The organism is Inquilinus sp. NPDC058860, assembly GCF_042743185.1.
Classification (GTDB): Bacteria; Pseudomonadota; Alphaproteobacteria; order DSM-16000; family Inquilinaceae; genus Inquilinus.
In genome coordinates, this window is record NZ_JBHYMS010000005.1 from 118,277 (window position 1) to 142,916 (window position 24,640).

The following is a 24,640-nucleotide window of genomic DNA, read 5'->3' on the forward strand; positions in this document are numbered from 1 at the left end:
GCCTAAAGGGGCTGGCCATGATTTTATGCAAAAACTGGAAGACTTCATTCACGACCATGGCGTGACCGAAGTCGAGTGCCTGGTCCCGGACATCAACGGGATCGCCCGGGGCAAGATCCTGCCCGACGACAAGTTCATCAAGGGCCTGAAGACCCGCGGGATGCGGATCCCGGAATCGATCTTCATGCAGACGGTGACCGGGGACTACCCCGACGACGACGTCACCAACGCGGCCGATATCGACATCTACATGGTGCCCGACCCGGAGACGATCCGGATGGTGCCGTGGTATGAGGAGCCGACGGCGCAGGTGATCTGCGACGCGGAATATGTCGACGGCAGCCCCTGCGAGCTGTCCTGCCGCCATGTGCTGCGGCGGGTGCTGAAGCTGTACGAGGCGAAGGGCTGGAAGCCGCTGGTGGCGCCCGAGCTCGAATTCTACCTGGTGAAGAAGAACATCGACCCGGACTACCCGCTGGAGCCGCCGATCGGCCGGTCCGGCCGGCCGGAGACCGGGCGCCAGTCCTACGGCATCGACGCGGTCAACGAATTCGATCCGATCTTCGAGGAGATCTACGATCATTGCGAGGCGATGGGCCTCGACGTCGATACCCTGGCGCATGAGGCGGGTGCCGCCCAGATCGAGATCAACTTCAACCACGGCGACCCGCTCGAGCTCGCCGACCAGGTGCTGATCTTCAAGCGCACGGTGCGCGAGACGGCGATGCGCCACGACGTCTACGCCACCTTCATGGCCAAGCCGCTGCAGAACGAGCCCGGCAGCGCCATGCATCTGCACCAGAGCGTGAATGACGCCAAGACCGGCCGGAACCTGTTCGCCACCAAGGACGGCGGGAACAGCGACCTGTTCCTGTCCTATATCGCCGGCCTGCAGAAATTCGTGCCGGCGGCGATGCCGCTGTTCGCGCCGAACGTGAACTCCTACCGCCGCCTCGACCCCGAGAGCGACGCGCCGATCAACGTCCATTGGGGCATGGACAACCGCACGGTCGGCTTCCGCGTGCCGATCGACGAGCCGCAGGCCAAGCGGGTCGAGAACCGCGTGGCCGGCGCCGACTGCAACCCCTACCTGATGTTCGCGGCCTCGCTGGCCTGCGGCTATCTCGGCATCGTCAACGAGATGCAGCCGTCGAACCCGGTCGAGGGCTCGGCCAAGCGCCTGGCCTTCACCCTGCCGCGCCATCTCTACGACAGCCTCAACAAGTTCTCCGCCTCGCGCCCGCTGCGCGAGGTGCTGGGCGAGAAGCTGGTCGACGCGGTGTGGTGGGTGAAGAACAAGGAGTACGACGCCTATCACCGCGTCATCAGCTCCTGGGAGCGCGAGAACCTGCTGCTGAACGTCTGAGCCGGCCGATAAGATCGGGAGGTGACCATGGTGGGCAAGTTCGAGCCGCTGGATTCCGGCCAGGTGCCGCGCTTCGCCGGCATCCCGACCTTCATGCGCCTGCCGGTGGCGACACCGGCCGAGGTCGACGTCGCCCTGGTCGGCGTGCCCTTCGACGGCGGCGTGACCAACCGCGCCGGGGCGCGGCACGGCCCGCGCGAGCTGCGCAACCAGTCCAGCCTGATGCGCCGCGTGCACCACGTCACCGGCGTCTCGCCCTACGACCTGGTGCGGGTCGGCGATTGCGGCGATGCCCCGGTCGACCCGGTCAACCTGGCGAAGTCGCTGGAGTCGATCTCCGCCTTCTACGCCGATCTGCGCCGGGCCGGCGCGGTGCCGGTGTCGGCCGGCGGCGACCATCTGGTATCGCTGCCGATCCTGCGCGGCCTGGCCACGGGCCATCCGGTCGGGCTGATCCAGTTCGATGCCCATTCCGACACGTATGACAGCTTCTTCGGCAATCCCTACAACCACGGCACGCCGTTCCGCCGGGCGATCGAGGAGGGGCTGGTCGACCCGAAGCGGATGGTCCAGATCGGGCTGCGCGGCTCGATCTCCGACGCCGGCAATTACGACTTCGCCAAGGCCTGCGGTATCCGCATGGTCTTCATCGAGGAGTTCGACCGCCGCGGCCCCGACGACGTGATGGACGAAGCGCTGGAGATCCTGGGATCCGGGCCCGCCTACGCGACCTTCGACATCGATGCCATCGACCCGTCGATGGCGCCGGGCACCGGCACGCCGGAGATCGGCGGCATCACCACCCGCGAGGCCCAGCGCATGGTGCGCCGCCTGGCCGGGCTGGACCTGATCGGGGCCGATCTGGTCGAGGTCGCGCCGCCCTTCGATCCGTCCGGCCTCACCGCCCTGACCGGGGCGACCCTGATGTTCGAGCTGCTCTGCGCGGCCGCCCCGGGCGTGGCGGCCCGCCGCGGCTCTCTGGCGGGCGCCTGACACCATCCCTGCGGAATGTCCATGGAGGAGACCATGGCCGTCGTCTTCGCCTATATCACCACCCCCTCGGAGGCCGAGGCCGACCGCATCGGCCGGGCGCTGGTCGAGGAGCGACTGGCCGCCTGCGTCAACATCCTGCCTGGCATGCGGTCGATCTACCGCTGGCAGGGCAGGGTGGAGCAGGCGGCCGAGGCGGTGCTGATCGCCAAGACCCGGGCCGACCGCTTCACCGCCCTGTCCGCCCGGGTGCGCGAGCTGCATCCCTATGAGCTGCCCTGCATCACGGCGCTGCGGGTCGAGGCCGGCGACGCCGCCTATCTCGACTGGATCCGGCACGAGTCTCTGCCCCTGTCCAGCCCCGGATGACGTTCGCGGCGGATGACGGCCATGCCCGCGCCGCAGCCGTGCCGGATCGCCTCGCGCCTTGAACCGGGGCCGCGACCGCCAAAGTTCAGATCATGACACTGCCGCTTTCGGTCCTCGACCTCGCGCCGATCGCCTCCGGCTCCCCGTCCGGCCAGGCCGTCCGCAACTCGCTCGATCTCGCCCGGCTGACCGACAGTCTGGGCTTCACCCGCTACTGGGTGGCCGAGCACCACTCGATCCCCGGCGTGGCCTCGACCGCGCCGGAGATCCTGATCGGCCATGTCGCCCAGGTGACGCAGCGGATCCGCGTCGGGTCCGGCGGGGTGATGCTGCCGAACCACGCGCCGCTCAGGGTGGTCGAGGCCTTCAAGATGCTGGAGGCGCTGCATCCGGGCCGGATCGACCTCGGCCTCGGCCGCGCCCCGGGGTCGGACCAGCTGACGGCGCTGGCGATGCGCCGGTCGCGCGACGCCGTCGTGTCCGATGATTTCACCGAGCAATATGCCGAGCTGCGCGCCTTCGCCGACGGCACCTTCCCGGCCGACCATGGCTTCCGGGCGGTCCGCGCGGTGCCGGAGGACGTGCCGCTGCCGCCGGTCTGGATGCTCGGCTCCAGCGACTTCGGCGCCCGCTTCGCCGCCCATATCGGCGTCGGCTTCGCCTTCGCCCATCATTTCAGCCCGCAATACACGATGCCGGCGATGCATCTGTACCGGACCAGCTTCCGCCCCTCCGCGGCGATGCGGGAGCCGCATTCGATCCTGACCGTCTCGGTCTACTGCGCCGAGGACGCGGCGGAGGCGGAGCGGCTGGCGGCGCCGCACCAGCTGTCCTGGGTACGGTTGCGCACCAACCGGCCGGGCGTGCTGCCGAGCCCGGAGGAGGCGTTGTCCTACCCCTACACGCTGGAAGAGAAGCGCGTGGCCGAGAACGCCCGCCGCAACCAGATCGTCGGCACGCCGGAGACGGTGAAGGCCGAGATCGAGCGGCTGGCCGGCGAGACCGTGGCCAGCGAGGTGATGATCACCAGCATGATCCACGACCACGCGGCCCGGCTGCGCTCCTACGAGCTGGTGGCAGGGGCGTTCGGGTTGCCGGCGGGCTGAGCCGCCGCCGGCCGTCAGCCCAGCCGGGCGAACAGCGCGACGAGGTCGGCCTGCCGGTGGGTATCGGTCTTGACGAACACCGACTTCAGCTGGGTCCGGGCCGTCTCGTAGCGGATGGTCAGGCGCTCCGCTGCCTCCGCCAGCGTCACGCCGCTGCCGAGCAGGGCGGCGAGCCGGGCTTCCGCACGGGAGAGGCCGAACAGCGTGGCCAGCCGCCGCTCGGATGACGCCGAGAGTCGGGCCGGGTCGCGGACCACGGCGATGGCCCGGGCGCCGTTGAAGACCAGCAACCGGTCCCGGGCCAGCGGCGAGATGTCGACCACGAGGGGCGGCCGTCCGCTCGGCCGCCGCACCAGGATCGGGCCGGCGGCAGCGCCCGGCGGCCGGGCGCTGCCGTCGAGGCCGGCCTGCAGGCGCCGGTTGTCGTCCGTCGCCATCGCGGTCAGCCGATTCCCGAGGATCATCAGCCCGTCTCCGAGCAGCGCCGTCAGCGCGCCGGTGGTCCGGAGGACGGCACCCTGCGGGCCGAGGATCGCCCCGGCGATGTCCGCGGCCTCCCACCCCTCGATCATGCCGTCCAGCTTGCGGAAACCGAGGCTTTCGGCCAGCCGCACCGCGCGGGCGAAGGACGGCCTGAGCAGGTCGATGGCCGCGAGCTCGGCGGGCGTGAACGGCTCGGCCTCCAGCGCCCGCTCCAGCGTCAGCACCACGGGGCCGAGGGTGGGGCTCGAAAGCAGGACGGACCCCGCCGCCCATTTCAGGCCGAAGGGCCGCAGCAGCTCATTGTAGAACGGGTCGCGGGCGATCTCGTCGGCGGTCAGCAGCTCGGTGTCGCAGACGAAGTTCGTCCAGGTCCGGGCGTTGATGCGCGGAAATCGCGGATTCCTTTGCGGCCAGCCATCGGCGGTGGCGGCCTCGATGATCTCCTCGAATCCGGCGGACGGCGCCCCCAGCCCGGTGGCGGATTGCGCCGTCATGAACAGCGACGCCTCGCTGCCGCCCGCCCGGGCGAAGGCCCCGAGGGCAACCGGCCACAGGTCGGGGTCGAGCGCGGCATCCAGGAACAGCGCTTCGACGTTTCGGAACTGCTCCGGACGGACCGCTCCGATCACCTGGGCCCCGGCCGCATGGCGATCGACCCCCTGGATCGACGGCGTAGCATGATCCATCCCCCCGATGGGCTGCGCATGGCCGATGATGATACATGGGAAACGCGCCGATTTTGACGGACATTTTATCGCTGGTCTCCGGCTTCGCGTCGTATCTGGCGCATCCGCATGGCCTCTTCCCCCGGCGCGGCATCCGCGCTAAAACCCGCCCCCTTTCAGCCCCGTCCGACCGGATCCGGGGCTTTTCGGCGTTGCAGCGGAGGCGGAGATGGCGGTCTGCGGCCTGGATTTCGGCACCTCGAATTCGACCCTCGGCGTCGTCGACGCCGGGGGCGCCCGGCTGCTGCCGCTGGAGGAGACGGCGACGACCTTGCCCAGCGCCATCTGGTTCGACCTGGTCGGCGGCGCGCCGCGCTTCGGCCGCTCGGCCATCGACTCCTATGTCGACAGCCTGGACGGCCGTCTGATGCGCTCGATCAAGTCGGTGCTGGGCACGCCGCTGATCGAGGAGGACACCTGGGTCGGGCGCGAGCGCATCGGCTTCAAGCAGGTCATCGCGATCTTCCTGGCCGAGATGAAGGCGCGGGCCGAGGCCGCCTGCGGCCACGCGCTGGAGCGGGTGGTGCACGGCCGGCCGGTGCATTTCGTCGACGACGACCCGGCCGGCGACAGCAAAGCCCAGGACACGCTGCAGGCGATCGCGCGCGAGGCCGGCTTCGCCGAGGTGTCCTTCGAATACGAGCCGATCGCCGCCGCCCGCACCTACGAGGCCGGGTTGGACCGGGAGGAGGTGGCGCTGATCGTCGACATCGGCGGCGGCACCTCCGACATCTCCATCGTCCGGCTTGGGCCGCAGCGCAAGGCGCTGCCGGACCGCGCCGCCGACATCCTGGCCAATGACGGCATCCGGCTGGGCGGCACCGATGTCGACCGGCTGTTCAGCCTGGCCACGGTGATGCCGGCGCTGGGCATGGGGACGAAGATGAAGCGGCCGGGCGCGGTGGCGCCCAGCCGCTATTTCCACATGCTGGCGACCTGGAGCCGGATCAACGCGCTCTACGCCCCCAAGGTGGTGGCGGAGGTGCGCGACGTGCGCCGGGAATCGCGCGACCCGCAGAAATTCGACCGGCTGCTGCGGGTGCTGGAGGGCAATCTCGGCCACGGCCTGGCGCTGCGGGTCGAGGCGGCGAAGATCGCGCTCGGGGCCAAGGACCCGACCGTGATCGACCTGCGCCTGGTCGAGCCCAAGCTGGGGCTGCGCGCCGGCCGGGCGGTGCTGGACGCGGCGATCCGCGACGCGGTCAGCCGGCTCTCGGCGCTGATCCGGCGCTGCATCCAGGCGGCGGGCCTCACCCCGGATCGGCTGGACGCCGTGTTCCTGACCGGCGGCTCGGCCTTGCTGCCGGCCTTCCGCGCAGCGGCGCTGGCCGAGGCGCCGGCCGCCCGGGTGGTGGAGGGGGACAGCTTCGGTGCGGTCGGGGTCGGCCTGGCGATCGAGGCGCAGCGCCGCTACGGTCCCTGATATCCGGGCTCAAGTCCCGGTCTGCTCCGGCAGCATCCGGTCCAGGGTGCCGTCGCGCCGGACGGCGACATGCCAGACCGCCGCGGCGATGTGCAGCGCGACGAGGACATAGAGCGCCCATTGCCCCACCGCGTGCACGGTGCTGCCGATCCGCCAGATCGCGTCGGTCGCCGGGGTCAGCAGCGGCACGTCGAAGAGGCCGAAATACGGGATGGCGCGGCCGCGGCCGGCGGACATCAGGTAGCCGCTGAGCGGCATCGCCAGCAGGACGAGGTACAGCAGCCAGTGGCTCGCCGTGGCCGCCGCCGATTCCCAGGCCGCCCAACGGGCCGGCGGCGGCGGATGGATCGCCCGCCAGACCAGCCGTGCGGCGGTCAGGGCCAGGATCGTCAGCCCGACCGATTTGTGCAGCATGACAACGGTGCCGCGCGAGGCGTCGCCGTTCGGCAGGCTCTCCATCACCCAGGCCAGGACCAGGACGGCGAGAATCAGGGTGGCCGAGACCCAGTGCAGTCCCTGCGCGGTGGCGGTGTAGCGCCCGGTGGTCTGCCGGACGGCGGCGGTCATCACATCCGTGGTCATTCATGGCCCTTCTGCAGCGATGGGGACGGCGCGGCGAGGCGCCGGGCCGCCTGCTCCAGCCCGCGGCAGGCGACGTAGAAGGCGGGGGTGAAGATCAGGCCGAAGGCGGTGACGCCGATCATCCCGAAGAACACCACCACGCCCAGCGACTGGCGCATCTCCGCTCCGGCGCCGGTGGCCAGCACCAGCGGCACCACGCCCAGGATGAAGGCCAGCGAGGTCATCACGATCGGGCGCAGCCGCACCCGGGCCGCCTCGATCGCGGCTGTGGCGCGGTCGGCGCCCGCGGCCTCGGCCTGGCGCGCGAACTCGACGATCAGGATCGCGTTCTTGGCAGCCAGGCCGATCAGCACCACGAACCCGATCTGCGCCAGGATGTTGACGTCCATGGCGGCGGCCAGGAGGCCGGTCAGTGCCGCCAGCAGGCACATCGGCACGATCAGGATCACCGACAGCGGCAGGGTCCAGCTCTCGTACAGCGCCGCCAGCAGCAGGAAAACGAACACCGCCGAGGCCGCGAAGATCAGCAGGACGCTGGTGCCGGCCAGCCGCTCCTGCAGCGCCACCTCGGTCCATTCGAAGCCGTAGCCCTCGGGCAGGGTCTCGGCCGCGATCCGCTCCATCCGATCCAGCGCGGTGCCGGTCGACACGCCGGCCGCGGCGGCGCCCTGCACCTCGGCCGCGGGGTACAGGTTGTAGCGCGGCATGCGGTAGGCGCCGGCCCGCTCCTCGAAGGTCGCGACCGAGCCCAGCGGCACCATGGCGCCGGAGTCGCTGCGGGTCTTCAGCCCCTCCAGCGCCGCCGGGTCCCGGCGGAACCGGGCGTCGGCCTGGGCCCGGACCTGGAAGGTGCGGCCCAGCAGGTTGAAGTCGTTCACATAGGCCGAGCCGAGATAGATCTCGAGCGTCTCGAACACTCGGGATGCGGGCACGCCCAGCATCTCCGCCTTCACCCGGTCGATATCGGCGTACAGCTTCGGCGTCGCCGTGTTGAAGGGGCTGAAGACGTTGGTGAATTCGGGCGACTGGCCGGCCGCGGCCACGACCTGGCGCACCGCCGCCTCCAGCTCCTCCGGCGTGCCGCCGGCCAGGTCCTCGATCATCAGCTTGAAGCCGCCGGTGTTGCCCATGCCGCGGACCGAGGGCGGCTTGATCGGCACCACCCGCGCCTCCGGCACGTCGGCCAGGCGCGCGGTCAGGTCGGCGATGATCCGGTCGACCGTCTGGCCCTGCGTCGCCCGCGCCTCGTAGGGATCGAGGATGGCGAAGACGACGCCGCTGTTCGACGCGTTGGTGAAGGTGGCGCCGTCCAGCCCGGCGATGGCGACCGTGTGGGCCACGCCCGGGGTCGCGTCCAGCCGGTCGGAGACCGCCTTCATCGCCGCGTCGGTGCGGGCCAGGGCGGCGCCGGGCGGCAGCTGCACCGCGGTCAGGAAATAGCCCTGGTCCATCACCGGGATGAAGCCGGTCGGCGCCCGGCTGAACTGCCAGCCGGTCAGGCCCAGCAGCCCGGCATAGGCGACCAGCACCAGCAGGCCGACGCGCAGCAGCCGGCGGGTCAGCCCGCCATAGCCGAGCGACAGCCGGTCGAAGCCGGCGTTGAAGCCGCGGGCGCCGGCGGCCAGGCCGCGCAGCAGCGGATTGCGGGGTTCGGCCGCGCGGTCGCCGTGCGGCCGCAGCAGCAGGGCGCATAGGGCAGGGCTCAGCGTCAGCGACACGAAGGCGGAGATCGCGGTGGCCGCGGCGATGGTCACCGCGAACTGGCGGAAGAACCGGCCGGAGATGCCGGACATCATCGCCGCCGGCACGAACACCGCGCACAGCACCAGGGCGATGGCGATCAGCGCGCCGCTGATCTCCTCCATCGATTTGTGCGCCGCCTCCTTCGGCGACAGCCCGGCGCGCAGGTGCCGCTCGACGTTCTCGACCACCACGATGGCGTCGTCGACGACGATGCCGATGGCCAGCACCAGGCCGAGCAGCGACAGGTTGTTCAGCGAATAGCCCAGCCCGGCCATCACGGCGAAGGTGCCGATCAGCGAGATCGGGATCGCCAGGATCGGGATGATCGCCGCCCGCCAGCTGTGCAGGAACAGGATCACCACCAGCACGACCAGCGCGATCGCCTCGAAGATCGCCTTGTAGACCTCGTCGACGGATTCGGCGATGAACCGGGTCGGGTTGAACGGGATGGCGTATTCGATCCCCGCCGGCAGGCTGCGGCCCAGCTGCGCCATCGCGGCGACGACGCGGTCGGCCGTCTCCAGCGCGTTCGAGCCGGGCTGCTGGAAGACCTGGATCGGCTGCGAGGTGCGCCCGTCGAACAGGGCGCCGCCGCGGAAGCTCTGCGCCGTCAGCTCGACCCGGGCCACGTCGCGGATCCGGGTGACGCGGCCGTCCGCGTCGGTCCGGATGATGATGTCCTCGAACTCGGCGGGGTCGGACAGGCGCCCCAGCGTCTCGACATTCAGCTCGAAGGCGCCGTCGGACGGCACCGGCGGCTGGTTCACCACGCCGGCGGCGACCTGCACGTTCTGGGCCCGCAGCGCCGCCACGACCTCGCCGGCCGTCAGGTTGCGGGCGGCGACCGCGTCCGGGTCCAGCCAGACCTGGATGGCGTAGTCGCGGGCCGTCGGCAGGCGGACGTCGCCGACGCCCTCGACCCGCAGCAGCGCGTCGCGGATCCGCAGGGTGGCGTAGTTGGAGAGGTACAGCGGCGAGCGTGAGCCGTCCGGCGAGAACAGCTGCACCACCATCAGGATGTCCGGCGACGATTTCCGGACCGTCACCCCGAGCCGGCGGACCTCCTCCGGCAGCCGCGGCTCGGCCACCGCCACCCGGTTCTGCACCAGCACCTGCGCCTCGTCGAGGTCGGTGCCCAGCGCGAAGGTGACGGTGATGCTGAGCTGGCCGTCGCCGGTGGCCTGCGAGGACATGTAGAGCATGTTCTCGACGCCGTTGATCTCCTGCTCGATCGGCACGGCCACGGTGCTGCTGACCACCTCCGCCGAGGCGCCGGGATACTGGGCGCGGACGACGACGGTGGGCGGCGTGATCTCCGGGTACTGCGCCAGCGGCAGGGTGACGTAGCCGGCGATGCCGATCAGGACGATCAGGACCGACAGCACCGTCGCCAGGATCGGCCGCTCGATGCAGAGATGGGGCAGGCGCATGATCGGGCTCAGTCGACCATCGCGGTGGCGGCCGGCGCGATCTCGCCGGGCTGCGGCACCACCTTCTGGCCGGCGCGGGCGCGCAGCAGGCCGTTGATCACCACCCGGTCCTCGGCCTTGAGCCCGCTCTCGACCACGCGCAGGCCCCCGGGCAGACGGGCGCCGAGCCGGACCGGCGTGGCCCGCAGCGTGTCGTCGTCGGCCACGGTCAGGACGATGCGGCTGGCCTGGTCGGTCAGCAGCGCCGCCTCGGGCACCAGCAGGGCGTCGTGCTCGCCGGAGGAGGCGAGGCGCAGCCGGCCGAACTGGCCGGGGGTGATGAACAGATCCGCATTGGCCAGCACGGCCCGGGCGCGGATGGTGCCGGCGCCGCTTTCCAGCCGGTTGTCGACGAAGCTCATCGTGCCCGAATAGGGCCAGCCGTCATCGTCCTGCAGCCGCGCCTCGATCGGTACGTCCCGGTCGCGGATCGAGCGCAGATCGCCCGACTTCACCGCCCGGCCATAGGCGACGAAGTCGCGCTCGCTCATGTCGAAGACGAAGTAGATCGGGTCCAGCGCGACGACGGTGGTCAGCAGGGTGCCGGGGTCGGACACCAGGCTGCCGGCATCGATCCGCCGGTTCGACACGCGGCCGCTGATCGGCGCCTTGATCTCGGTGAAGTCGAGGTCCAGCTGCGCCCGCGTCAGCCCGGCCTGGGCCAGTTCGAAGGCGGCGTCGGCCGCCTGCTTCTGCTGCCGGCGCTGGTCGAGCGTGGAGCGGGAGACGGCGGAGGTGCCGACCAGCTGTTCGGCCCGGCGCAGCTCCAGATCGGCCAGGTCGCGCTGGGCCCGGGCGCTGGACAGCTGCGCCTGCGCCTCGGACACCGCCGCCTGGTAGGGGCGGGGGTCGATGGTGAACAGGGTCTGGCCGGCCTGCACGATCTGGCCGTCCTCGAAGCCGATCGACTGCAGGTAGCCGGAGACCCGGGCCCGGATCTCCACGCTCGCGGTCGGCTCGAACCGCCCGGCATATTCCCGCTGGTCGACCACCCGCCGCACCAGCGGCGGCGACACGACGACGCTGGGGGCCGGCCGCGCGGTCACCTGGGTCGTCGTCGCCGCGGTGCTCCGCGACGCCTGCCATCCCAGCCCCGCCAGCCCGCCGACCAGGGCCAGCGCCACAACTCCCGCCAACGTCCGAATCATCGGGCGTCCCATGCCTGCCGCTCCCTATGGCCTGGGGCGAAGAGTGCGGGGCGCTTGTCTCAGAACTGTGTCCGGGCGGAGCGGGGATTGTCGCGAAATGTCTCAGCGTTGCTGCATTGCACAATTCGATACGAAACGGGCCGGACGAGGGGTCATCCGGCCCGTTCCCAGAGGCTCAGTTGCAGAAGTTCGGCTGGTACTGGTAGACCCACTGGGTCTTGGTCGTCGGGCTGGTCGACACCCAGCCGGTCATGCCGCGGATGGTGTCGAAGATCAGCTTCGAGCGCTGGTCGACCTTGGCGGTGAAGTCGCCGTCCTTGTCCTCGACCTTGAACGAGACCTCGGCGTTGGCGACGGTCGAAGATCCGTTGGCATACCACAGCGTCAGGTCGAACTCGGCGTCCTGCTGGCCCAGGTCGCTCTGCGGCCCGTCATAGGTGCGCTCGGTGATCGACAGGGCGCCGACGATGCTCAGCGCCTCCTGGCTCGGCAGGTTCAGATCCTCGGTCGGTGGGAACAGATCGACCACGTCGTCGAGGATGTTCAGGTTCTTGGTGGCCGACAGCGGCTCGGTGGTCGAATGGGAGTAGACCCATTTGAAGGGCGGGGTGATGTCCGCCTCCAGCTTGGTCTCGGCGTCGCCGTGGCTGCCGCTGACGTCCGTGTTGGCCGCGGTCGACTGGCTGTCGGAGCGGAACTTGAGGTTGATCTCGCGCTCGGTCCCCTCGACCCGCTCGCGGAAGCTGTAGCCCAGGTTGTTCAGCCGGCAGCTGCCCGGCGAATCGTAGTAGCGGACGGTGCGGACCTTATCGACGGCGAAGCTGCCGTCGACCGTGCGGTCGAAGCCGGCGGCGGTCAGCCTGGTCCGCAGCTCGGACAGGAAGGTGTTGGCGGTGGCGACCGGCTGCGCCTGGAACTTTGCCGGATCGAGCAGGACCTTGTATTCCTTGCCCGTCAGCGGGTCGGCGGCCTGCGCGGTCCCGGCAGCGGACACCAGCAGGCCGATCAGCCCGAGGCGAAGCCATGTCATCATTTGGTGCGAATCCCCCGGCATGAATGATGCGAACGCGCGGCAGGCTAGGCGGTCTGTATGAAGCTGATATGTCACCGGCCCCATGACGGACGTCACTTGGCGAGGCTTTTCTCCATGTTCGCGCTGCTGCTGACCGCCGCCTGCGGCTCGGCCGTCAGCACGCCCAGGCCCGCCGAGGTCGCCCAGCCGGCCTCGCCGCCGCCCGCCGCGGCCCCGGGATCCTCCAGCTTCACGGCGCCGGACAGCCGGGCCGCCGCCCAGCCGTGCCGGGCGGTGTCCTTCGAGGCGGCCGACTACACCGTCTGCGAGATCGACCTGCGCCGCTACCGCGTCGGGCTGTTCTGGCAGGACCGCGACGGCCGGCCCTACGGCTCGCTCTACGCCTTCAAGCGGGCGATGGCCGCGGCGGGCGACCCGCCGGTGGTGTCGATGAACGCCGGCATGTACCACGAGGACCTGTCGCCGGTCGGCCTCTTCGTCTCCGGCGGCCGGCAGCTCAACCCGGCCAATGAGGGGGACGGCGACGGCAACTTCTTCATGAAGCCGAACGGCGTTTTCTATGTCGATGGCGAAAGCGCCGGGATCCTGGAGACCGGGGCCTATCTGCGGCAGGCCCCGGCCGCGGGGATCGCCACCCAGTCCGGCCCGCTGCTGGTCATCGACGGCGCCCTGCACCCGCTGTTCAGCGACGACGGCCCGTCGCGCAAGATCCGCAACGGCGTCGGCGTGCGCGACGGCCACACCGTGGTCTTCGCCATCTCGCGGGACGGCGTCAGCTTCGGCAGCTTCGCCCGGCTGTTCCGCGACGCGCTGGGCTGCCGCGACGCGCTCTATCTCGACGGCTCGGTCTCGGCCCTGTCGGCGCCGGACGGGCTGTCGGTCGGCTGGGGCATCCGGGTCGGCCCGATCCTTGCCGCCTTCGACCGCGCCGCGCCGGTCAGCTAGGGCGACAATCCCGTGGCCGAGGCCGTGCTAGCATCGGGGTCGTATCATGAGCGACGGATTCGGCCTTCCAGCGGCGCGGCCCGCCGGATCGGAGATGCGATGAAGGACTTCCGTGATCGTGTTGCGGCGGCGCTGACCCTGATCCTGGTCGCCTTGCCGGCTGGCCCCGCCGCGGCCGATCTCCATCAGGATGGGCCTCCCGCCGAACGGCACGATGACCAGGCCGCGATCGCGGCGCTGCTGCAGGCGGCAAAGCGGGGCAACGCCTCGGCCCAGACCAGGCTCGGCCTGATGGCCGAGGCCGGGCACGGCATGCCGCGAAGCGACACCGTGGCCTGTCGATGGTTCCGCCTGGCGGCGGCACAGGGTGATCCCGTGGCCCAGACCGCCCTCGGCACCCTCTATGCCGAGGGGCGGGGCGTCGACCGTGACCTCGTCGCGGCCGCGAACTTCTATCGCCTTGCCGCGGACCAGGGCTATGTGGCCGCCGAGATCGACCTCGGCATGGCCTATCAGCTCGGCGCCGGTGTCGACCGCAGCGAAGCCGAAGCGGAGAAATGGTTCCAACGGGCCTCGGCCCAGGGTGGCAAATCCGGGTCGGCGCAGCAGCCGGAGCAATCCGCCGGTCCCGTCACCGCCGTGGCGCAGAACGCGCTGGGCGTGCGCTACCAGAACGGCCAGGGCGTGCCGCAGAGCGACAGCGAGGCCGTGCGGTGGTACCGGCTGGCCGCCCGGCAGGGGAACCCGGATGCGCAGACCAATCTCGGCTACATGTACGAGATGGGCCGCGGCCTGCCGCAGAACGACGCCGAGGCGGTGCGGTGGTACCGGCTGGCGGCGGCGCAAGGCGACCCGCATGGTCAGAACCATCTCGGCGCCCTGGTCGCCGCCGGGCGCGGCACCACGCAGGACGACGCCGAGGCCGCGGCGCTGTTCCGGCGCGCCGCCGACCAGGGCTACGACGTGGCCGAGCGCAATCTCGGCGTCATGGTCAAGAACGGCCGCGGCGTGGCGCAGAGCGACACGGAAGCCGTCAAGTGGTTCCGGCTGGCCGCCGACCAGGGCAATGCCGCAGCCGAGAACAATCTCGGCCTGATGTACAAGGACGGGCGCGGCGTGCCGCAGAGTGATGCCGAGGCCATCCGCTGGTTCGAGAAGGCGGCGGCGCTGGGGAACGCCGATGCCGGGACCAACCTGGCCGGGATGAAGCGCTGAGACAGGACGTGCCGAGTCGCTCGGCTAGTGACGCCGTGCGCCGGCGGCGATATGCTTCGCGTCACCATGACACGGCCGAGGCCCCATCGCAGTCGCCGATCGCGCAAGCAGGAGCTGATGCTGCTGTGCGCCCGCATCGGCTACAACCCGCCGCGCGCCTGACCCAGCCATAGGGCCGCCGCAGGGGCGGTCCGGTTTCCGCATTCTTTGTCCGGATTCACGCGAGGTCGCGTCATGAACAGCTTTGCCGCCAGCCGCTCCACCGCCGAGTGGAAGGCGCTCGATACCGCCCATCACCTGCACCCCTTCACCGACTACAAGTCGCTCGCCAGCGAAGGGGGCAGCCGCATCATCACCCGCGCCGAAGGCGTCTGGCTGTGGGATTCCGAAGGCCGCCAGATGATCGACGGCATGGCCGGGCTGTGGTGCGTCAATGTCGGCTACGGCCGCAAGGAGCTGGCCGACGTCGCCCATGAGCAGATGCTCGAGCTGCCCTTCTACAACACCTTCTTCAAGACCACGACGCCGGCCGCGGCCGAGCTGTCGGCCAAGCTGGCGGAGATCACGCCCGCCGGCCTGAACCACGTCTTCTATGCCAACAGCGGGTCGGAGGCGAACGACACCATCGTCCGCATGGTCCGGCATTACTGGGACCTGAAAGGCAAGCACCGCAAGAAGGCGATCATCGGCCGGCAATACGGCTATCACGGCTCGACCATGGCCGCGGTGTCGCTGTGCGGCATGGGGGCGATGCACCGCCAGGCGGACCTGCCGTTCCCGGGCTTCCACCACGTCATGGCGCCCTACTGGTACGACAATGGCGGCGACTTGGAGCCCGAGGCCTTCGGCAAGCTCGCCGCCAAGGCGATAGAGGACCGGATCTGGGAGCTGGGCCCCGACAGCGTCGCCGCGGTGATCGCCGAGCCGATCCAGGGCGCCGGCGGCGTCATCATCCCGCCGGAGAGCTACTTCCCGGAGCTGCAGCGCATCTGCCGCCAGCACGACGTGCTGCTGATCGCCGACGAGGTGATCTGCGGCTTCGGCCGCACCGGCGAGTGGTTCGGCTCGGACCTGTTCGGCATCCAGCCGGACCTGATGACCCTGGCCAAGGGCATCACCTCGGGCTACCTGCCGCTGTCCGCCGTCATGGTCGGCGACAGGGTGGCCGAGACGCTGATCGAGCAGGGTGGCGAGTTCTATCACGGCTTCACCTATTCCGGTCACCCGGTGGCCTGCGCCGTGGCGCTGGCCAACATCCGGATCCTGGAGCGGGAGGGGCTGGTCGACCGCACCCGGACCGATATCGGCCCGTATTTCCAGGACCGGCTGCGCGAGGCCTTCGCCGACCATCCGATCGTCGGCGAGGTGCGCGGCGTCGGCCTGATCGCGGCGATCGAGCTGGTCGCGGACAAGGCCACCCGCCGCCGCTTCCCGAACTACGGGGCGGTCGGCACCCAGTGCCGCAACCACTGCTTCGCCAACGACCTGGTGATGCGCGGGGTGCGCGACGCCATGGTGCTGGCGCCGCCGCTGGTGATCTCGCGCGACGAGGTCGACGAGCTGGTCCGCCGGGCCAGGATCGCGATCGACGCCACGGCGCGGGATCTCGGCAGGATGTGAGGGCAGGGCGGCCGCCCGGTTTTCTGCTTGCGGGGCGGCCTCCTTTCTCGTTCGAGGACGGGGTTGCAAATGTCACGAACGCAGGGCACAGGGAGGACGGTTCGAGCCCGTTTTGTGCACTGCGCCGTCGCCGCGATTGACAGCCTTCACCGCGGCGCGTTGCATTGATCAGAAGGGGAGCCGGCTCGACGGGTCTCGAACAGATCACAGACAGGGAACGGTTACATGAAGCGTCTCGTGCAAAGCCTTCTCGCGACCGCCGCGCTGTGCGCCGTGGCAGTGCCGGCCGTGGCCCAGGAGAAGGTCGTCAACATCTACAACTGGTCGGACTATATCGGCGAGACCACGCTGGCCGACTTCACCAAGGCCACCGGCATCAAGACCGTCTACGACACCTATGACGGCAACGAGGCGCTGGAAGCCAAGCTGCTGACCGGCAACTCGGGCTACGACGTCGTCGTCCCGACGGCGCAGCCTTTCCTGTCGCGCCAGATCAAGGCGAATGTCTATCTCGAGCTCGACAAGTCCAAGATCCCGAACTGGAAGAACCTCGACCCGGCGCTGATGAAGCTGGTCGAGACCGCCGATCCGGGCAACAAGCACGCGATCATCTACCAGTGGGGCACGGTCGGCATCGGCTACAATGTCGACCAGGTGAAGAAGCGCCTGGGCGACACGCCGCCGGACAGCATCGCCATGGTGCTGGACCCGGAGAACGCCAAGAAGCTGGCCGATTGCGGCATCACCATGCTGGACAGCCCGACCGACGTGCTGCCCTCGGTGCTGAACTATCTCGGCCTCGATCCCAACAGCCAGAAGCCGGAGGATCTGAAGAAGGCCGAGGACGCCCTGATGAAGGTCCGTCCCTATCTGAAGTACCTGCACTCGTCGCAGTACATCAACGACCTGGCGGGCGGCAATGTCTGCGTCTCGCTCGGCTGGTCCGGCGACGTCAACATCGCCAAGACCCGGGCCGACGAGGCGAAGAACAACGTCACCATCGACTATTTCATCCCCAAGGAGGGGGCGCAGATCTGGTTCGACATGGCGGCGATCCCGAAGGATGCGCCGCATCCGGATGAGGCCTACGCCTACATCAACTTCCTGCTCGAGCCGAAGGTGATGGCCGGGATCGACGACTTTGTCGGCTACGGCAACGCGGTGATCGGCGCGAAGGAGCTGATGAACCCCGACATCGCCAACGACCCGCGCATCTTCCCGCCCGAGGATGTGATGAAGCGGCTGTTCGCGATCACCGAGGCGTCGTCCAGCTACGAACGCCTGCGGACGCGGACCTGGACACGGTTCCGCACCGGCCAGTAGACAGCACGGCCGCCGCATCCCAGACCGGATGCGGCGGCCGCTTCGCATTGGGGGACAGGGTCCGGAGACGGGGATGGGCCAAGCCAAGCCGAAACAGCAGACGGTGCCGCAGCCGTGGCGCAATCCGGACGAGAAGCCTTACGTCCGGATCGAGAAGGTGACCAAGAAGTTCGGCGACTTCACCGCCGTCGACGATGTCAGCCTGTCGATCTATCGCGGCGAGTTCTTCGCCCTCCTGGGCGGGTCGGGCTGCGGCAAGACCACGCTCCTGCGCATGATGGCGGGGTTCGAACGGCCGACCGAAGGCAGGATCTTCATCGACGGCGTCGACATGACCGCTGTGCCGCCCTATGAGCGGCCGGTCAACATGATGTTCCAGTCCTATGCGCTGTTCCCGCATATGACGGTGGAGCAGAACGTGGCCTTCGGCCTGCGCCAGGACCGGGTGCCGGCGGCCGAGATCAAGACCCGCGTCGCCGAGGTGCTGGACCTGGTCCAGCTCGGCCGCTTCGCCAAGCGCAAGCCGCACCAGCTCTCGGGCGGCCAGCGCCAGCGCGTCGCCCTGTCGCGCAGCCTGGTCAAGCGGCCGAAGCTGCTGCTGCTGGACGAGCCGCTCGGCGCACTGGACAAGAAGCTGCGCGAGCAGACCCAGTTCGAGCTGGTGAACATCCAGGAGAAGGTCGGCATCACCTTCGTGGTCGTGACCCACGACCAGGAGGAGGCGATGACGATGTCCAGCCGCATCGCGGTGATGAATTCCGGCTACATCTCGCAGCTCGGCACCCCGGCCGAGATCTACGAGTATCCGCAGTCGAAATTCGTCGCCGACTTCATCGGCTCGGTGAACCTGTTCGAGGGCCGGGTGGCCGAAGACCATCCGGAACATGTCATCATCGACAGCCCGGAGGCCGGCTGCCTGCTCCATATCAGCCATGGCCTGCCGGTGCCGGTCGGGACCCAGGTCTGGGTCGCGGTGCGGCCGGAGAAGATCGCGATCTCGAAGCAGCCCGGCGAGGGCGACACCAACAGCACCCGGGGGGTGGTCAAGGAGATCGCCTATCTCGGCAACCTGTCGATCTATCTGATCGCGCTGCCGAACGGGAAGACGGTGCGGGTTACGGCGCCGAACGTCTCGCGCCTGACCGAGATGCCGATCACCTGGGAAGACGAGGTCTGGCTGTCCTGGCAGCCCTTTGCCGGCGTGGTGCTGACGCAATGACCGCGGTGACGGCGACCGACACGGCGGACGGTACAGCCCCGAGGGTCGCGGCGGGACCGTCGATCCTGCGGCGGCTGGGCGGGCGGCTCGGCCGCAGCCTCGTGATCGCGCTGCCCTATGTCTGGCTGTTCCTGTTCTTCCTGATCCCCTTCGTCATCGTCCTGAAGATCGCCTTCGCCGACAAGGTGATCGGCCAGCCGCCCTACACGCCGCTATGGGACTGGATCGACGAGGCGCATGTCGGGATCTCGCTCAGCATCGGCAACTTCCAGTTCCTGCTCGACGACCCGCTCTACGTCAGCGCCTATCTGAGCTCGGTGAAGATCGCCGCGATCTCGACTGTGCTCAGCCTCCTGGTCGGCTATCCGATGGCCTATGCCATCGCCCGGTCGAGCCAGCAGTGGCGGGTGCCGCTCCTGATGCTGGTGATCCTGCCGTTCTGGACCTCGTTCCTGATCCGGGTCTACGCCTGGATCGGCATCCTCCAGCAGCAGGGGCTGCTCAACAACCTGCTGATCTGGCTCGGCGTCATCGACCAGCCGCTGGAGATCCTGCACACCGATATCGCGGTCTATATCGGCATCGTCTACTCCTACCTGCCGTTCATGATCCTGCCGCTCTACGCGACCCTGGAGAAGCTCGACGTCTCGCTGCTCGAGGCGGCGGAGGACCTGGGCTGCCGGCCGTGGAAGGCGTTCCTGCTGATCACCCTGCCGCTGTCGCTGCCCGGCATCGTCGCCGGCTCGCTGCTGGTGTTCATCCCGGCGGTCGGCGAATACGTGATCCCGGAGCTGCTGGGCGGCATCGACACGCTGATGATCGGCAAGGTGCTGTCGAACGAGTTCTTCCAGAACACCGACTGGCCGGTCGCCTCCGCGGTCGCGATCGTGCTGCTGCTGGTGCTGGTGATCCCGATCATGGTGTTCCAGTACGTCCAGGCGAAGCAGCAGGAGGCGGAGCGATGAGGCGGCCCTGGTTCCTGTTCACCTGCCTGGTGTTCGGTTACGCCTTCCTCTACGTGCCGATCATCCTCCTGATGATCTACTCCTTCAACGAGAGCCGCCTGGTCACGATCTGGGGCGGTTTCTCGACCAGGTGGTACGGCACGCTGCTGCAGAACCAGCAGATGCTGGACGCGGCACGGCGATCGCTGGAGATCGCCGCGATCGCCGCCACGGTCGCCTGCGTGCTCGGCACCGTGGCCGGGATGGTGCTGGCCCGTTTCGGCCGGTTCCGCGGCCGCACCCTGTTCTCCGGCATGGTCACGGCGCCGCTGGTGATGCCCGAGGTGATCACCGGCCTGTCGATGCTGTTGCTGTTCGTGGCCATGGAGGGGCTGTTCGGCTTCCCGCAGGGTCGCGGCATGGTGACGATCACCATCGCCCACATCACCTTCTGCCTGGCCTATGTCGCGGTGATCGTGCAGTCGCGGCTGGTCAGCCTCGACGAATCGATCGAGGAGGCGGCGATGGACCTCGGCGCCCGGCCGCTGACCGTGTTCTTCTGGATCACCCTGCCGATCATCTCGCCCGCGGTGATCGCCGGCTGGCTCCTGTCCTTCACCCTGTCGCTGGACACGCTGGTGATCACCAGCTTCGTCTCCGGCCCCGGCTCGACCACGCTGCCGGTCTACATCTTCTCCAAGGTGAAGCTCGGGGTGACGCCGGAGATCAATGCGCTCGCCACCATCATCGTCGTCATCGTCACCACCGGCGTGATCATCGCCGGCGGGCTGCTGGTACGGCACGAGAAGAAGCGCCGGCGGGACGAGCAACTGGCCTTTGCCGCAGGAACATGAGGTCGAAGCGGGCCGGAACGGCGCTTTCTTGCGGGATCGACTGACGATCGCGCAGGACTCTGAGTCATGCGCGGCGCGCAGGTGACCCCCGGCGTCGCCCCTTGAGCAAAATACTCGGCCGATCGACTATATCTGTGGTGTCGAGAACAATTCATGAGTACCTCATGTCGTTTCTGTCGATCTTTGGAACCATTCGTCTGGCGCCGTTCGGCCGCCGTTTTGCGAACGGGGAAAAGTCGATCTCCCGGCGCCGCATTTGATTGCCGCGCCGTCATCATAGTCCTTCGGGACGATCGGTTTCTCGGGCCCGGCCGGTCGGTTGGGCCCGTTCCATATCCGGGGCCCGAAAACCGGCTCTTTCATCCGGACGCGGCGGACGCTAGCCTCTGGCGCTTGAGCCCGAACCACTGCGGAACCCCATTGTGACCGTCCCTGCATCCCTCGGCTACGTCATGCCCGCGGAATGGGAGCCCCACAGCCGCTGCTGGATGGCCTGGCCCTGCCGTGACGAGGTCTGGGGCGAGCAGATGGACGCCGCCCGCACCGCCTATGCCGATGTGGCCCAGGCCATCGCCGAGTTCGAGCCGGTCACCATGGTCTGCAACCCGGCGGATGTGGCCGAGGCGTCGCTGATCCTCGGCAACGGCACGCCGATCGACGTGGTGTCCATGGAGATCGACGACAGCTGGCTGCGCGATTCGGGACCGACCTTCCTGCTCGACCGCAGCGGCCATCTCGCCGGCGCGCATTGGCGCTTCAACGCCTGGGGCCAGAAATACCAGCCCTACAGCCGCGACGCGGTGGTGGCGAAGCGCATCCTGAAGCATGTCGGCGCCCGGCGCTTCCGCGCCCCCTTCGTGCTCGAGGGCGGGGCCGTCCATGTCGACGGCGAGGGCACGGTGCTGGCCACCGAGCAGTGCCTCTTGAATCCGAACCGCAACCCGGACGTGACCAAGGCCCAGGTCGAGCAGAACCTGCGCGAATGGCTCGGAATCTCCACCGTGATCTGGCTGCCGGAGGGGATCGAGGACGACGAGACCGACGGTCATGTCGACGAGATCGCCTGCTTCGTGCGGCCGGGCGTGGTGCTGGCACTGTCGACCGACGACAAGAGCGACGGCAATTTCGACACGCTGCAGACCAATCTCGACATCCTGCGCTCGGCCAAGGACGCCAAAGGCCGGCCGCTGCAGGTGATCGAGGTGCCGCAGCCGGCCCGGCAGGAGCATCGCGGCAAGCGGCTGAGCCTGTCCTATGTCAATTTCTACATCGCCAATGGCGGCGTGGTGATGCCGGCCTTCGACGTGGCCGAGGACGAGCGCGCCTTCCGCATCATCCGCGACGCCTTCCCGAACCGCCGCGTGGTCCAGGTCCACGCCCGCGACATCTTCCTGGGCGGCGGCGGCATCCACTGCATCACCCAGCAGCAACCCGCTCCGTAGCGAGTAGGTCGGGTTCGCCTTGGCGAACCCGACGAACGACCGGCGCGATGTTGGGTTCGCGACCGCGAACCCAATCACCTCGGTGACGGTCAGGCCGTCGCCAGCCGCGGATTGCGCACCGCGTCCAGGCTCCAGGCTCCGCCGCCGGCGGCGGCGAAATACAGGAAGACGAAGCTGTACAGCGCCGCGAGCTCGCCCTGGTTCAGGATCGGGAAGAAGCCCTGCGGCGCGTGGGCCATGAAATAGGCCACCGCCATCTGGCCCGACAGGATGAAGGCGACCGGGCGGGTGAACAGCCCGATCAGCAGCAGCACGCTGCCGACGATCTCCAGCACGCCGGCCAGGCCGACCAGCGAGAACAGCTGAAGCCCGTCGAAATAGGCGACGTGCGGGAAGCCGAACAGCTTGGCGAGGCCGTGCTGCAGGAAGAACAGGGCGGTGGCGATGCGCAGGATGCTGAGCACGCGCGGCGCCCAAGTGCGGTCGAGCTGGTCGTTCAGGTCGGCCATGATCGTCTCCGGATCAAAGGGGAAGGGATGCCGCGGGGCTTGCGCCCGCTCCGCCGGGCCCGGTGGGGCGCCGTCCCGGGCCCGGTGGTGGCGTTGCGATTGAGTTGCTTTTGCGGTGCGCGGTCAAGCCGCCGATCGCACAACAATTCGTCACGCCGCGGACAACAATGAACCGGCGGCCTCAGTACCCGACGGTGAAGCGCTTGCGGCTGTGCGCCGGCTTCTCCAGCTCGTCGATCAGGGCGACGGCATAGTCTTCCTGGCTGATCCGGCTCTGCCCGTCCGCGCCGATCAGAAGCTGGTCGCCGCCCAGGCGGAATGTGCCGGTTCGCTCGCCTGGCGCGATCACCGCGGAAGGCGACAGGAAGGTCCAGTCCAGCTCCGCCTCGCCGCGCAGCAGGTCGAGGTAGTCGCGGCCCTTGGACGCTTCCTCCTTGTACAGCGCCGGGAATTCCGGCGTGTCGACCAGCTGTACGCCCGGCGCCACCTCCAGGCTGCCGGCGCCGCCGACCACCAGGTAGCGCTTGACGCCCGAGGCCTTGACCGCCTGCAGCAGCAGGGCGGGGTCGGAGGCGGTGTAGTGCACAGAGCTGATCACCGCGTCGTGCCCGGCCAGCAGCTTCGCCAAGCCATCGGCGTCGAACACGTCGCCACGCTTCGCGGTCAGATTCGGGTGCTGCGGCAGCTTCTCCGGGGTGCGGACGATGCCGGTGACCTCGTGGCCGCGGCTCAGGGCCTCGGCCAGGATCTTCGAGCCGACATTGCCGCTGGCGCCGATCAGGGCGAGCTTCGCCATGGAATTCTCCGAACTTGGTTACGAATAGGTACCGACGGCAAGTTCGGCATTCCCGCCCGACCGCGCAAGAAGGGTGTTGAAAGTAACCGAGGGACTGCGGAATGACCGGCGGCGCGCTAGAACCGCTTGTACCAGACGCGCTTCGGCCCGGTGTCGAGATGAACGAAGTCGGAGCGCCAGTAGAGGCCGAGGCCGCCGCTGGCGACGGCCCGGGCGTGGTTCGCCAGGAACACCATGCCGTAGCCCTGCACCGACAGGTCCACCGCCTTGCCCTGCATGTGCAGGCTGTTCCGGGCGGCGCCTTCGGGGCGCAGCTTCTCGTTGGTCTCGGGGGTGCGGTAGCCGGAATGCAGGTTGATCGTCACCCGCCGGTCCCTGGCGAGCTGGTAGCGCCGGGAGATCAGCCACAGCAGGTCGAAGACGCCCGGATCCATGTCGGTCGCCTTGTCGACATGGTGGTCGCGCAGAAGCCGGTTCAGCCGCTTCCGGGCATCGTCCGAAACCGCGCCGTCGACGGCGTAGACGTCGTCGAAGCGCTCGTCGGTGTGCGGGTTGTAGAGCTTGAGGCGCCGCTCGCCGGTCGGGTCGACGGCCGGGGCCGCCGCGGCGCAGAAAGGAAGGGCGGCGAGCCCCAGCAGGGCCCGCCGCCGTGTCACCGGGCTGAGGTCAGCCGGCATCCTTGATGCTGTCGATGATCTTGCCGACGAGGCCGTAGTCCTTCGCCTCCTCGGCCGACATCCAGTAGTTCCGGTCGGTGTCGCGCTCGACCTTCTCGATCGGCTGACCGGTCTCGCGGGCGATGATCTCGTTCAGGCGGCGGCGCATCTTGATGATCTCGCGCGCCTCGATGTCGATATCGACCGCCCGGCCGCCGGCACCGCCGGACGGCTGGTGCAGCAGGAACCGCGTGTTCGGCAGCGACAGGCGGTTCTCCTTCTTCGCCGCCAGGTAGATATGGGCGCCGGCGCTGGCCACCCAGCCGGTGCCGATCACCTTCACCGGCGCGCCGATGAAGCGGATCATGTCGTGGATGGTGTCGCCGGCCTCGACATGGCCGCCCGGCGAGTTGATCACCAGCCGGATCGGCTTCTTCTCGTCGTCGGCGGCGAGCGCCAGCAGCTGCGCGCTGATCGCCTGCGCCAGCTTCATGGAGATTTCGCCGAACAGCAGCACCGTCCGGTTCTTGAAGAGGATGTTGCCGATCTGCGGGCCGAGATCCTCCTTCTTCTCCTTCTCGGGGCGCTCTTCCTCTTCTTCCTCCTCCTCGTCGTCGAGACGCGGCGGGAACGGGCGGTCGACCATGGGGGATCCTGTCACTTAAGAGATCTGTCTGACC

The 24,640-nt window shown here is 69.1% G+C and carries 22 protein-coding genes; 13 read left to right on the forward strand and 9 right to left on the reverse strand.

The features are described 5' to 3' along the window. The first annotated feature begins 25 nt into the window (after positions 1–25). From ACFW16_RS05410 to ACFW16_RS05425, 4 genes are all read left to right on the forward strand, one after another. Positions 26–1,366: a glutamine synthetase family protein gene (locus ACFW16_RS05410; RefSeq protein ID WP_380302617.1), complete on the forward strand. Its 1,341-nt coding sequence runs from the start codon at positions 26–28 to the stop codon at positions 1,364–1,366. Between the two features lie 27 nt (positions 1,367–1,393). Continuing rightward, positions 1,394–2,359, forward strand: a complete 966-nt coding sequence (gene speB / locus ACFW16_RS05415; RefSeq protein WP_380302619.1) for an agmatinase — start codon at positions 1,394–1,396, stop codon at positions 2,357–2,359. 33 nt (positions 2,360–2,392) lie between these two features. Next, entirely contained in the window at positions 2,393–2,725 is a 333-nt protein-coding gene (cutA, locus tag ACFW16_RS05420) for a divalent-cation tolerance protein CutA (RefSeq protein WP_380302621.1), read from the forward strand. 92 nt (positions 2,726–2,817) lie between these two features. Beyond that, the gene (locus tag ACFW16_RS05425) at positions 2,818–3,831 is read left to right on the forward strand and encodes an LLM class flavin-dependent oxidoreductase (protein WP_380302622.1); all 1,014 of its coding nucleotides are present in this window, start codon (positions 2,818–2,820) and stop codon (positions 3,829–3,831) included. Positions 3,832–3,845: 14 nt separating this feature from the next. Here the strand turns inward: ACFW16_RS05425 and ACFW16_RS05430 are convergent, their stop codons facing one another. Beyond that, positions 3,846–5,000 carry a helix-turn-helix transcriptional regulator gene (locus ACFW16_RS05430; RefSeq protein ID WP_380302624.1) on the reverse strand — a complete coding sequence of 385 codons (1,155 nt, stop codon included), beginning with the start codon at positions 4,998–5,000 and terminating at the stop codon, positions 3,846–3,848. Positions 5,001–5,208: 208 nt separating this feature from the next. Here ACFW16_RS05430 and ACFW16_RS05435 point away from each other — a divergent pair, with 208 nt between their 5' ends. Further along, positions 5,209–6,462 (forward strand): Hsp70 family protein, encoded by a 1,254-nt coding sequence (locus ACFW16_RS05435; protein ID WP_380302626.1) that lies wholly within the window; start codon positions 5,209–5,211, stop codon positions 6,460–6,462. A gap of 9 nt (positions 6,463–6,471) precedes the next feature. Here ACFW16_RS05435 and ACFW16_RS05440 read toward each other — a convergent pair whose 3' ends face one another. The 4 genes from ACFW16_RS05440 to ACFW16_RS05455 all read right to left on the reverse strand — a co-directional run bounded on the left by ACFW16_RS05440 (position 6,472) and on the right by ACFW16_RS05455 (position 12,437). After that, positions 6,472–7,044, reverse strand: coding sequence for a cytochrome b (locus ACFW16_RS05440; protein ID WP_380302628.1), 573 nt, complete (start codon positions 7,042–7,044; stop codon positions 6,472–6,474). Next, positions 7,041–10,217: an efflux RND transporter permease subunit gene (locus ACFW16_RS05445; protein ID WP_380302630.1), complete on the reverse strand. Its 3,177-nt coding sequence runs from the start codon at positions 10,215–10,217 to the stop codon at positions 7,041–7,043. Before ACFW16_RS05445 ends, ACFW16_RS05440 begins: the two co-directional genes overlap by 4 nt. Before the next feature lie 8 nt (positions 10,218–10,225). Next, positions 10,226–11,404, reverse strand: coding sequence for an efflux RND transporter periplasmic adaptor subunit (locus ACFW16_RS05450; RefSeq protein ID WP_380302631.1), 1,179 nt, complete (start codon positions 11,402–11,404; stop codon positions 10,226–10,228). A 175-nt stretch (positions 11,405–11,579) separates the two neighbouring features. Continuing rightward, positions 11,580–12,437, reverse strand: a complete 858-nt coding sequence (locus ACFW16_RS05455) for a hypothetical protein (RefSeq protein WP_380302633.1) — start codon at positions 12,435–12,437, stop codon at positions 11,580–11,582. Between the two features lie 114 nt (positions 12,438–12,551). Here ACFW16_RS05455 and ACFW16_RS05460 point away from each other — a divergent pair, with 114 nt between their 5' ends. The 8 genes from ACFW16_RS05460 (at position 12,552) to aguA (ending at position 21,999) form a co-directional block, all read left to right on the forward strand. Continuing rightward, complete coding sequence (locus ACFW16_RS05460; protein WP_380302635.1) at positions 12,552–13,382, forward strand: phosphodiester glycosidase family protein; 831 nt, start codon at positions 12,552–12,554, stop codon at positions 13,380–13,382. A gap of 99 nt (positions 13,383–13,481) precedes the next feature. Next, complete coding sequence (locus ACFW16_RS05465; protein WP_380302637.1) at positions 13,482–14,597, forward strand: sel1 repeat family protein; 1,116 nt, start codon at positions 13,482–13,484, stop codon at positions 14,595–14,597. 234 nt (positions 14,598–14,831) lie between these two features. Beyond that, a complete protein-coding gene (locus ACFW16_RS05470; protein ID WP_380302639.1) occupies positions 14,832–16,217 on the forward strand; it encodes an aspartate aminotransferase family protein in 1,386 nt (461 codons plus the stop codon). Positions 16,218–16,442: 225 nt separating this feature from the next. Further along, the gene (locus ACFW16_RS05475; RefSeq protein WP_380302641.1) at positions 16,443–17,540 is read left to right on the forward strand and encodes a polyamine ABC transporter substrate-binding protein; all 1,098 of its coding nucleotides are present in this window, start codon (positions 16,443–16,445) and stop codon (positions 17,538–17,540) included. A 73-nt stretch (positions 17,541–17,613) separates the two neighbouring features. Then, positions 17,614–18,759 carry an ABC transporter ATP-binding protein gene (locus ACFW16_RS05480; protein ID WP_380302643.1) on the forward strand — a complete coding sequence of 382 codons (1,146 nt, stop codon included), beginning with the start codon at positions 17,614–17,616 and terminating at the stop codon, positions 18,757–18,759. Next, on the forward strand, positions 18,756–19,724 hold the full coding sequence (locus ACFW16_RS05485; protein WP_380302645.1) for an ABC transporter permease subunit: 969 nt from the start codon (positions 18,756–18,758) through the stop codon (positions 19,722–19,724). The genes ACFW16_RS05480 and ACFW16_RS05485 overlap by 4 nt, the downstream gene beginning before the upstream one ends. Then, positions 19,721–20,557, forward strand: a complete 837-nt coding sequence (locus ACFW16_RS05490) for an ABC transporter permease subunit (protein WP_380302647.1) — start codon at positions 19,721–19,723, stop codon at positions 20,555–20,557. The genes ACFW16_RS05485 and ACFW16_RS05490 overlap by 4 nt, the downstream gene beginning before the upstream one ends. A 422-nt stretch (positions 20,558–20,979) precedes the next feature. Further along, positions 20,980–21,999 (forward strand): agmatine deiminase, encoded by a 1,020-nt coding sequence (gene aguA / locus ACFW16_RS05495; RefSeq protein ID WP_380302649.1) that lies wholly within the window; start codon positions 20,980–20,982, stop codon positions 21,997–21,999. Positions 22,000–22,088: 89 nt separating this feature from the next. On the opposite strand, the gene ACFW16_RS05500 is transcribed toward aguA, so the two are convergent. From ACFW16_RS05500 to ACFW16_RS05515, 4 genes are all read right to left on the reverse strand, one after another. Next, positions 22,089–22,508 carry a DoxX family protein gene (locus ACFW16_RS05500; RefSeq protein ID WP_380302651.1) on the reverse strand — a complete coding sequence of 140 codons (420 nt, stop codon included), beginning with the start codon at positions 22,506–22,508 and terminating at the stop codon, positions 22,089–22,091. Positions 22,509–22,689: 181 nt separating this feature from the next. Continuing rightward, complete coding sequence (locus ACFW16_RS05505; RefSeq protein WP_380302653.1) at positions 22,690–23,304, reverse strand: NAD(P)-dependent oxidoreductase; 615 nt, start codon at positions 23,302–23,304, stop codon at positions 22,690–22,692. A 116-nt stretch (positions 23,305–23,420) separates the two neighbouring features. Further along, entirely contained in the window at positions 23,421–23,981 is a 561-nt protein-coding gene (locus tag ACFW16_RS05510) for a YcbK family protein (RefSeq protein ID WP_380302655.1), read from the reverse strand. Further along, a complete protein-coding gene (locus tag ACFW16_RS05515) occupies positions 23,971–24,606 on the reverse strand; it encodes an ATP-dependent Clp protease proteolytic subunit (RefSeq protein WP_380302657.1) in 636 nt (211 codons plus the stop codon). Before ACFW16_RS05515 ends, ACFW16_RS05510 begins: the two co-directional genes overlap by 11 nt. Positions 24,607–24,640: the final 34 nt, after the last annotated feature.

What these genes read in the sequence shown, in the direction of transcription:
- ACFW16_RS05410 (WP_380302617.1), top strand. Translation starts at nt 26, where the DNA reads ATGCAAAAACTGGAAGACTTCATTCACGACCATGGCGTGACCGAAGTC.
- speB (WP_380302619.1), top strand. Translation starts at nt 1,394, where the DNA reads ATGGTGGGCAAGTTCGAGCCGCTGGATTCCGGCCAGGTGCCGCGCTTC.
- cutA (WP_380302621.1), top strand. Translation starts at nt 2,393, where the DNA reads ATGGCCGTCGTCTTCGCCTATATCACCACCCCCTCGGAGGCCGAGGCC.
- ACFW16_RS05425 (WP_380302622.1), top strand. Translation starts at nt 2,818, where the DNA reads ATGACACTGCCGCTTTCGGTCCTCGACCTCGCGCCGATCGCCTCCGGC.
- ACFW16_RS05430 (WP_380302624.1), bottom strand. Translation starts at nt 5,000, where the DNA reads ATGGATCATGCTACGCCGTCGATCCAGGGGGTCGATCGCCATGCGGCC.
- ACFW16_RS05435 (WP_380302626.1), top strand. Translation starts at nt 5,209, where the DNA reads ATGGCGGTCTGCGGCCTGGATTTCGGCACCTCGAATTCGACCCTCGGC.
- ACFW16_RS05440 (WP_380302628.1), bottom strand. Translation starts at nt 7,044, where the DNA reads ATGACCACGGATGTGATGACCGCCGCCGTCCGGCAGACCACCGGGCGC.
- ACFW16_RS05445 (WP_380302630.1), bottom strand. Translation starts at nt 10,217, where the DNA reads ATGCGCCTGCCCCATCTCTGCATCGAGCGGCCGATCCTGGCGACGGTG.
- ACFW16_RS05450 (WP_380302631.1), bottom strand. Translation starts at nt 11,404, where the DNA reads ATGATTCGGACGTTGGCGGGAGTTGTGGCGCTGGCCCTGGTCGGCGGG.
- ACFW16_RS05455 (WP_380302633.1), bottom strand. Translation starts at nt 12,437, where the DNA reads ATGATGACATGGCTTCGCCTCGGGCTGATCGGCCTGCTGGTGTCCGCT.
- ACFW16_RS05460 (WP_380302635.1), top strand. Translation starts at nt 12,552, where the DNA reads ATGTTCGCGCTGCTGCTGACCGCCGCCTGCGGCTCGGCCGTCAGCACG.
- ACFW16_RS05465 (WP_380302637.1), top strand. Translation starts at nt 13,482, where the DNA reads ATGAAGGACTTCCGTGATCGTGTTGCGGCGGCGCTGACCCTGATCCTG.
- ACFW16_RS05470 (WP_380302639.1), top strand. Translation starts at nt 14,832, where the DNA reads ATGAACAGCTTTGCCGCCAGCCGCTCCACCGCCGAGTGGAAGGCGCTC.
- ACFW16_RS05475 (WP_380302641.1), top strand. Translation starts at nt 16,443, where the DNA reads ATGAAGCGTCTCGTGCAAAGCCTTCTCGCGACCGCCGCGCTGTGCGCC.
- ACFW16_RS05480 (WP_380302643.1), top strand. Translation starts at nt 17,614, where the DNA reads ATGGGCCAAGCCAAGCCGAAACAGCAGACGGTGCCGCAGCCGTGGCGC.
- ACFW16_RS05485 (WP_380302645.1), top strand. Translation starts at nt 18,756, where the DNA reads ATGACCGCGGTGACGGCGACCGACACGGCGGACGGTACAGCCCCGAGG.
- ACFW16_RS05490 (WP_380302647.1), top strand. Translation starts at nt 19,721, where the DNA reads ATGAGGCGGCCCTGGTTCCTGTTCACCTGCCTGGTGTTCGGTTACGCC.
- ACFW16_RS05500 (WP_380302651.1), bottom strand. Translation starts at nt 22,508, where the DNA reads ATGGCCGACCTGAACGACCAGCTCGACCGCACTTGGGCGCCGCGCGTG.
- ACFW16_RS05505 (WP_380302653.1), bottom strand. Translation starts at nt 23,304, where the DNA reads ATGGCGAAGCTCGCCCTGATCGGCGCCAGCGGCAATGTCGGCTCGAAG.
- ACFW16_RS05510 (WP_380302655.1), bottom strand. Translation starts at nt 23,981, where the DNA reads ATGCCGGCTGACCTCAGCCCGGTGACACGGCGGCGGGCCCTGCTGGGG.
- ACFW16_RS05515 (WP_380302657.1), bottom strand. Translation starts at nt 24,606, where the DNA reads ATGGTCGACCGCCCGTTCCCGCCGCGTCTCGACGACGAGGAGGAGGAA.